At 42.3% G+C, this 8,350-nt stretch carries 10 protein-coding genes; all 10 read left to right on the top strand.

Annotated features, from left to right (window positions below):
* Window positions 1–434, top strand: a 434-nt coding sequence (locus I6E78_RS03545) for a zinc ribbon domain-containing protein (RefSeq protein ID WP_197181935.1), incomplete at its 5' end; no start/stop codon positions are given.
* Window positions 435–674: 240 nt separating this feature from the next.
* Window positions 675–1,082 carry a flagellar basal body rod protein FlgB gene (flgB, locus tag I6E78_RS03540; protein WP_197181934.1) on the top strand — a complete coding sequence of 136 codons (408 nt, stop codon included), beginning with the start codon at window positions 675–677 and terminating at the stop codon, window positions 1,080–1,082.
* 5 nt (window positions 1,083–1,087) lie between these two features.
* Window positions 1,088–1,519, top strand: a complete 432-nt coding sequence (gene flgC / locus I6E78_RS03535) for a flagellar basal body rod protein FlgC (RefSeq protein ID WP_011327464.1) — start codon at window positions 1,088–1,090, stop codon at window positions 1,517–1,519.
* A gap of 13 nt (window positions 1,520–1,532) precedes the next feature.
* Entirely contained in the window at window positions 1,533–2,210 is a 678-nt protein-coding gene (locus tag I6E78_RS03530; protein ID WP_011327465.1) for a flagellar hook assembly protein FlgD, read from the top strand.
* 49 nt (window positions 2,211–2,259) lie between these two features.
* Entirely contained in the window at window positions 2,260–3,636 is a 1,377-nt protein-coding gene (flgE, locus tag I6E78_RS03525; protein WP_197181933.1) for a flagellar hook protein FlgE, read from the top strand.
* Window positions 3,637–3,863: 227 nt separating this feature from the next.
* Window positions 3,864–4,607 carry a flagellar basal-body rod protein FlgF gene (flgF, locus tag I6E78_RS03520; RefSeq protein ID WP_197181932.1) on the top strand — a complete coding sequence of 248 codons (744 nt, stop codon included), beginning with the start codon at window positions 3,864–3,866 and terminating at the stop codon, window positions 4,605–4,607.
* A gap of 21 nt (window positions 4,608–4,628) precedes the next feature.
* Window positions 4,629–5,417 carry a flagellar basal-body rod protein FlgG gene (flgG, locus tag I6E78_RS03515; protein ID WP_197181931.1) on the top strand — a complete coding sequence of 263 codons (789 nt, stop codon included), beginning with the start codon at window positions 4,629–4,631 and terminating at the stop codon, window positions 5,415–5,417.
* A 16-nt stretch (window positions 5,418–5,433) separates the two neighbouring features.
* Window positions 5,434–6,117 (top strand): flagellar basal body L-ring protein FlgH, encoded by a 684-nt coding sequence (gene flgH / locus I6E78_RS03510; protein ID WP_011327469.1) that lies wholly within the window; start codon window positions 5,434–5,436, stop codon window positions 6,115–6,117.
* Between the two features lie 12 nt (window positions 6,118–6,129).
* Window positions 6,130–7,227 (top strand): flagellar basal body P-ring protein FlgI, encoded by a 1,098-nt coding sequence (locus I6E78_RS03505; RefSeq protein ID WP_197181930.1) that lies wholly within the window; start codon window positions 6,130–6,132, stop codon window positions 7,225–7,227.
* A 127-nt stretch (window positions 7,228–7,354) separates the two neighbouring features.
* Window positions 7,355–8,350 (top strand): flagellar assembly peptidoglycan hydrolase FlgJ, encoded by a 996-nt coding sequence (flgJ, locus tag I6E78_RS03500; protein ID WP_197181929.1) that lies wholly within the window; start codon window positions 7,355–7,357, stop codon window positions 8,348–8,350.

Raw genomic sequence — 8,350 nt, 5'->3', positions numbered from 1 at the left:
TGATATTCCTTTGTGTAACGGTGAACGTAAAAGCGATGCAAAAATTCAATGGCAGTATGGTAGCTGACAATGTGATGGCTCTGATAACTCAGCTTTCAAAATACAAGGCTGAGCTTGAAGGCAAGCTCTATCATGAAATTGGTCGATTTGAAAAATCGACTGGGATTTGCGCAGAATGCGGCCAGCACCATGTTTTAACATTGAACGATAGATATTTCATTTGTGTGGCTTGCGGAGTGCATCAAAATCGGGACCTTTCAGCGGCTAAAAGCATAGCGAACACAGGTGAGTTAGACTTAATAGCGGCTGGAATCGTCGCAAGGGTTAATCCCACTTCTCAGCGGAAAGCAGCCATTAAAACGAAAGTCTTTGAGCTATCGAAGTTTGCTGTTGGATCTGAGAAAAAAAGAAGCAGCCTAGCATTCATAAGCTAGACTGTAGAAGCCCATTGATCGACACGTAGTGGCGTCGGTGGGTAGTTCACAATAACTGTATTGGCTCATATCAATTTACTTATTGCCTTAAAATCTCCCTAAAACCCGCACTTTAAATACCTAAAACCCGCACTTTAAATAGCTATGTTTAATCAGTTTAGTAAATAACTTTAAACAAAAATTAGTTAAATGGCTTATTTCTTGCTTTGTTCAAGCTAAGTCAATTTTTTGGAGATGGTTATGGCTATCAGTTTTGATAAAGCGCTTGGTGTGCACCCGCACGCTATGTTGATCCGTTCTCAAAGAGCCGAAATGCTCGCTACCAATATCGCTAATGCTGATACGCCGGGCTATAAAGCAAAAGATATAGACTTTGCCTCTGCACTAAAAACGGCAAAGTCACACCAACAAGGCGGCAATAGTATGGTTAGAACCAACAGTAAACACATTGCCGGTGGTAGTAAAGAAGTTGGTGGTTCAGAAATGTTTCGTAATGCAAATCAACCAGATACAGGTGATGGCAACTCAGTTGATATACAGGTGGAACGAAACTTGTATGCACAGAATGCTATGGAGTATCAGGCCAGCTTGCAATTTTTAAGCGGCAGTTTTAAAGGTCTGAAAAATGCACTCGGTAGCCAAGGATAATAATTATGAGTTTATATAATGTTTTTGATATTGCTGGTTCTGGTATGAGCGCACAAAATGTGCGTTTAAACACCACCGCAAGTAATATTTCTAATGCGAATACTATTAGTTCTTCTCAGGATAAAACTTACCGAGCGCGACAACCTGTATTTGCTGCTGAGCTTACTAAAGCTTCAGCATCAGCAAGTAATCCACAGGGCTCCGCTGTTGGCGTTAAAGTATTAGGCATTGTTGAGAGCAACAAACCATTACAAATCGAATATAACCCAAACCATCCAAGTGCGGATGAAAATGGCTATATCTATAAACCCAACGTTAATGTTGTTGAGGAGATGGCAAACATGATTTCTGCCTCTCGTTCGTATCAAACAAATGTGCAAGTTGCCGATGCAGCAAAGCAAATGTTAAGTAAAACACTGCTGCTAGGCCAGCGGTAACAGAGGGTAGGTTATGAGTAACGATATTAGTACATCTTCATCCTATTTAGACTCTTTACGGTGGCAAGAAAAACAAGCAGCCAGTAAAGACAAGAGTGATGCGTTAACCCAAGAAGATTTTTTCTCATTACTAACGCAGCAACTGTCGTTTCAAGATCCGAGTAAACCGGCTGATAACGATCAGATGATTGCGCAAATGACTAGCTTTACTATGGCTGAGGGAATTTCAAATTTAAACTCTAACTTTGAAGCTTTAGCTGCATCAATGACATCAAACTCAGCTTTGCAAGCATCTACATTAGTAGGTAAGCAGGCGCTTTTAGAGTCTGACACGTTAGATTTAAATGAAGCAGGTGATGCACGAGGCTCAGTTGTTGCCGAAAAGCCAGTTGAAAGCTTAAAGCTTAGAATTGAAGATGAGTCTGGGCAGTTAGTTAGAACTATAGATTTAGGCTCGCAACCAGCAGGTGCAGTGCGTTTTGCATGGGATGGTAAAAATGAAGCTGGTGAGCGTCTACCCCCTGGTGAATATAAAATTAAAGCCGAAGGGAGTACTAATGGTGAGTTTTCGAGCCTGCCAATTGCTACCTTTAAAAATATTGAGAGTGTTAATATTAATGGTGCAAATGGCATCATTATTAACACTAAAGAAGGTGCGGTTAGGCTGACTGATGTTGCAGAAATCGCGTAAAAGATTCATTAGCCAGCGGGCTAAAAATTAAATAGTTTAGAGGTCAATTATGAGCTTCAATATTGCATTATCCGGCCTTGCTGCCGCACAAAAAGATTTAAACGTTACGGCAAATAATATAGCCAACGTAAATACTACGGGTTTTAAAGAGTCGCGCGCAGAATTTGCTGACGTGTATGCATCGTCGGTATTTAGTTCGGGTAAAACAAAAAATGGTGACGGCGTGCAAACGACTATGGTTGCACAACAATTTCACCAAGGATCATTACAGTTTACCAATAACTCGTTAGATTTAGCGATTACCGGTGAAGGTTACTTTGCAACTAGCCAAGACCTAGGCGCGCAAGATTTTACCTACACACGTGCCGGCGCATTTAAGTTAAACAAAGACAACTTTGTGGTAGATGCAAATGGCAGCTTTTTACAAGGTTTTCCGGTTGACCCTTCAACAGGTGATACTACATCAGTGAGTTTAAGTACTTCATCGGCTTTACAAATACCTGACTCGTCAGGATCGCCGCGTGCTACTTCAAGCGTGTATAGCTCGTTTAATTTAGACTCACGATCAATTGCACCTACAATTGCGTTTAACCCTACCGAAAGTGCAACTTATAATTCATCAACCTCAACAACCGTGTATGACTCACTCGGTGAGCCACATGTATTGCAGCTGTTTTTTGTAAAAAGCGACCCTGCAGTACCCGGTAATGAAAACCAATGGAACGTGCATTCAACACTTGATGGTAAATCTTTTGGTGCCGATGGTGTTGAGCAAACAGCAGCTCCGTACAGCCCAATGACTACTTTTAAGTTTGACTCAAGTGGTTTACCGGAAAGTACAATTATTAATGGTACAGAAACAGCAAACTTAAGTAACACTTTTAATCCATTGTCTATAACTGCTGGAGGCGGTGGCACAGCGGGGCTTTCTGATTTATTAACCAATGGCGCTACCTTCCCAGCGCCTGTTGAAATTAACTGGCGTGATGAAACCGGTACAGCTAATAAAATACCTACTCAATACGCAAGTCGCTTTGAAGTAAAAGCACTTGAGCAAGACGGTGCAACGGTTGGCCGTTTAGCGGGTATTGATATTGGTGCCGATGGTAAAGTTGTGGCTTCGTACAGTAATGGCGACTCTACATTTTTAGGCCAAGTGGCTATGGTACGTTTTTCAAACTCACAAGGTTTACAACAAGTGGGCAGCACAGGTTGGAAAGCGAGTATAGCGTCAGGCGAGCCTATTGCCGGTGAACCAGGCTCTGGCACGTTAGGTAATATCAACTCATCAGCGCTTGAGCAATCAAACGTAAACTTAACTAACGAACTAGTTGATTTAATTAGCGCACAGCGTAATTTCCAAGCAAACTCGCGAGCGCTGGAAGTTAACTCAACAATTCAGCAAAGTATTCTACAAATTAGATAAAGCACAATTTATTAATTTGAATATTCAAGGCTGCTTAATTGCAGCCTTTTTATTTTGGGCAACTAGCTTGCCGCCGCACACTAAGTACGAAAAAGCATATTTCCCTTCTTTTTATTGTTTTCTTATGCGTATTTACACTCCTTCAAAATAACAGTTTTTAGTATTAAATTTAATCTGGCGCATATATTGCATTTGTTCTTACAGAGATTTTTAAGTGAGTCGATGTTATGGATAAAATGGTCTACATTGCCGCGTCTGGCGCTAAGCAAAGCTTAATGGGGCTTGCCCTTAAAGCCAATAATTTGGCGAACGCAAATACCACAGGTTTTAAAGCCGACTTTGCCCAAGCTCGATCAATGCAAGCATTTGGTGAAGGTTTGCCATCGCGGGTGTTTTCTATGGAAGAGCGCCCAGGTTCAAACATGACATCGGGTGGCATACAGCAAACCGGTCGCGAGCTCGACATTGCCATGAGCGATAATGCCTGGCTAAGTGTACAAGACGCCTCCGGCAACGAAGCTTATACAAAAGTAGGTACGCTTAACATTACCGCCGAAGGCATGTTAGTCACCAGCGGTGGTCGTCAAGTAATTGGCGAAGGCGGCCCTATTATTTTGCCAGTCCCGATTGAAAAAATAGAATTTAGTAAAGACGGTGCCATACAAGTACGCCCACAAGGCGCGCCGGCTAACTTTTTAGAAGAGGTTGATCGTTTAAAAGTGGTTGAGGCAGATAACTCAACACTTGAAAAAGGTAACGATGGTTTATTTAGACCAAAACCAAATCAAACGGTTGAAACCTCAGCTAACGTACAAGTGATAAGCGGCGCATTAGAAATGTCGAACGTTAATCCGGTACACGAAATGGTCGATATGATCAGCCATCAACGCCAATTTGAATTACAAGTAAAGCTAATGAAAACAGCAGAAGAAATAGATCAATCGCAAGATCAGCTGTTGCGCATAGTTTAACTTTAAAATGAGGACACGATTATGAATCCAGCATTGTGGATCAGTAAAACAGGGCTTGACGCCCAACAAACCGACATTTCGGTTATTTCAAATAACTTAGCCAACGCCAGTACGGTTGGTTATAAAAAAAGCCGCGCCGTTTTTGAAGATTTACTTTACCAAAACATTAATCAGCCAGGCGGTCGCTCATCGCAAGATACCGAAATGCCATCAGGTTTAATGCTAGGTGCTGGTGCCAAAGTGGTAGCCAACCAAAAAAACTTTTCGCAAGGTAATATGCTAACCACTGAAAACTCACTAGATTGGATGATATCAGGTCCGGGGTTTTTTGAGGTGTTGCAGCCAGATGGCAATATTGCTTATTCGCGCAATGGTCAATTTACTACCGATGGCGAAGGGCGAGTTGTAACCTCGGGTGCCGGTTATGTAGTTCAGCCTGAAATGAACGTACCCGACGACGCGCAATCAATAACTGTATCGCAAGACGGTGAAGTGTCTGTACGAGTTGCAGGGCAGGCCGATAACGTGGTTATTGGACAAATTACCATTAGTGACTTTATTAATCCGTCGGGCCTTGAGCCTATAGGGCAAAACCTTTACACCGAAACTGCGGTAAGTGGCGCGCCGGTGCAGGGTAACCCTGGGGTTGATGGGCTAGGCACTATTATTCAAGGCTCACTAGAAACGTCAAACGTAAACGTAACCGAAGAGTTGGTAAACCTAATAGAAACCCAACGTGTTTACGAAATGAACTCAAAAGTAATTTCGGCAGTTGATGAAATGATGAGCTACATCAATCAGCAATTATAATATTTTAGAGGTTATTATGCGCAATATTATATTATTTGCAGCGGGTACTTTATTGTTAAGTGGCTGTGTGTCTACACAAAATAGTGACGTAGTACAAGACGATCCTTACTATGCACCCATGTACCCAGAACCCAATGTTGAACCGGCAGTTGCTAATGGCTCACTGTTTAATACGTATTTATCGAACGACTTATACGCCGATAAAAAAGCACTGCGTACCGGCGATATAATTACGGTTAAATTGCAAGAGTCTACGCAAGCCTCTAAAGCGGCAAAAACAGAAACCGATAAGCAGTCAGACGCAAAACTCGACCCCGTTATTGGTTTAGGCGGATTACCGGTAAATATTGGCGGCGACAGCATTCAATTTGGTATTGGCAGCGACGCGTCATTTAAAGGCGACTCAAAATCAAATCAGTCAAATAGTTTAGCCGGTGATATATCGGTAAACGTAATGCGTGTTTTACCTAATGGTAATTTAGTTATTCGCGGCGAAAAATGGCTAACGTTAAACTCGGGCGAAGAATTTATTCGTTTAGAGGGATTAGTAAGGCCAGAAGATGTAACTGCAGACAATACCGTACAGTCAAATAGAATTGCTAATGCACGAATTCAATATTCGGGCAAAGGGCAAACTCAAGAAGCGCAAAGTGCCGGTTGGCTAACACGCTTTTTTAGTAGCTCACTTTTTCCTTTTTAGAGGACATTCATTATGAATGTATTTAAAGTTCTTTGTTTAATGGTGTTACTTGGCTGGCAACTTCCTGCCATGGCCGAGCGCATTAAAGATGTGTCTATGGTTGAGGGCGTACGCTCAAACCAATTAGTAGGCTATGGCCTAGTTGTTGGCTTACCTGGTACGGGCGAGAAGCAAAGCCGATTTACCGAGCAAAGCTTTAAAGGCATGTTAAACAGCTTTGGCATTACGCTACCGGCAAGCTTAAAACCAAAAATTAAAAACGTGGCTGCGGTTGCAGTGCATGCTGAGCTACCGCCTTTTAGAAAGCCCGGGCAAACTATAGATATTACCGTATCATCTATTGGTAGTGCAGGTAGTTTACGTGGTGGTACTTTACTACAAACCTTTTTAAAAGGGGTCGACGGCAACGTATACGCTATTGGTCAAGGTAGTTTAATTGTAGGTGGTTTAGGCGCAGAAGGGCTTGATGGCAGTAAAGTCGTTATAAACACGCCAACAGTGGGGCGTATTCCAAATGGCGCAACCGTTGAGCGTGCAGTTAAAAGCCCATTTATGCAAAACGACTATATTACTTTTAACTTAAATCGCCCAGACTTTACTACCGCCAAGCGATTAGAAAAAACCATAAACGATTTAGTAGGCCCAAATAGCGCCCAAGCACTCGATGCAGCGTCTATTAGAGTTATTGCCCCAAGAGACGCCTCGCAGCGCGTGTCTTACTTATCAACGCTCGAAAACCTAGAGTTTACCCCAGCAGATACAGCGGCAAAAATTATCGTTAACTCGCGTACCGGTACTATTGTTATTGGTAAAAATGTAAAGCTGCAACCAGCTGCTATTACTCACGGTGGCTTAACAGTAACGATTGCAGAGCAGCTAAACGTATCGCAGCCTAATGCTTTTAGCGATGGCGATACCGTTGTTACCCAGCAAAGTATTATAGATATAAAACAAGACGACTCACGGGCATTTGTATTTAACCCCGGAGTGAGCCTAGATGACCTAGTACGCGCTATAAACGAAGTAGGCGCCGCACCTGGCGATTTAATGGCAATACTAGAAGCCCTAAAAGAAGCCGGCGCAATAAACGGCCAGCTAGTTGTAATTTAAAACAACGTAATGCTATCGGTGGTCAGTTTTAAAAGCTGGTAACCGATGGCATCTTGCTTAACACCTTCCCCTCTGGCTCAATTTTTGCATTGCTTTATACATTATTCATTATTGTGTCAAAAAGCTGATGGAAACAAATCACCTCGATAAGCAAAACTTTTTTGATTTAGGTAACTTAAACGCTTTGCGTAAAGACGCCCTAAACAGTGGCGACGCGTCTAGTGATGCCTCAAAAGCGGCTCTCAAAAAAGCAGCGGCACAATTTGAAGCCATATTTACGCAAATGCTGCTTAAAAGCATGCGCAAAGCCAGCGAAGCCTTCGAAGACAAAGAAAGCCCATTAAATTCAAGTAGCGTAAAGTTTTTTGAAGAAATGCACGATCAGCAACTTTCATCAGAGCTCTCGTCTAATGGCTCATTAGGGCTTGCCGACTTAATAGTGCAGCAACTTTCTCCTACGGCAAAAAATTACACCCCAGCTTCAGTACTCAGAACCAGTAACGATCTTTTAAGCGATCAGCGTGCTGGCATAGAGTTGCCGCAGCAACAGCGTAAAAAAGCCGTAACCGAGCCTGTAGATAAAAACGCTATGAATACCGAAAAGCCAGAAGTAGCTAAGCCAAACTTTGAAACGGCCGAAGAGTTTGTAAGTTCGGTATGGGAGCATGCTAAAACAGCGGCTAAAAAAATTGGTTTAAACCCAGCCGTTATGGTGGCTCAAGCAGCACTTGAAACCGGTTGGGGTAAGCATATTATTAATAAAAGCGACGGTAACAGCTCAAATAACTTATTTAATATTAAGTCAGATAAAAGCTGGCAGGGCGAAAAAGCCAACAAAGTAACCTTAGAGTTTGAACAAGGTGCTGCAGTTAAAAAACAAGCCAGTTTTAGAGCTTACGACTCAATAAAAGACAGCGTAAACGACTTTGTTGATTTTTTAACTCAAAACCCACGCTATCAACAAGCATTACAAAATACCGGCAAACCGGCAGCGTTTTTAGACTCATTACAACAAGCCGGTTATGCAACAGACCCAAATTATGCGGATAAAATAAAGCGCGTACTTAACAGTAGCGAGCTAAAAAATATTGCAACAAACGTGATCCGCCAAGGAGTAAAGTAA

The sequence above is a fragment of the Pseudoalteromonas sp. NZS127 genome, assembly GCF_015864805.1.
GTDB classification, from domain to species: domain Bacteria; phylum Pseudomonadota; class Gammaproteobacteria; order Enterobacterales; family Alteromonadaceae; genus Pseudoalteromonas; species Pseudoalteromonas nigrifaciens.
The sequence above is the reverse complement of the archived record's forward strand: the minus strand, read 5'-3'. Positions and strand labels throughout refer to the sequence as shown.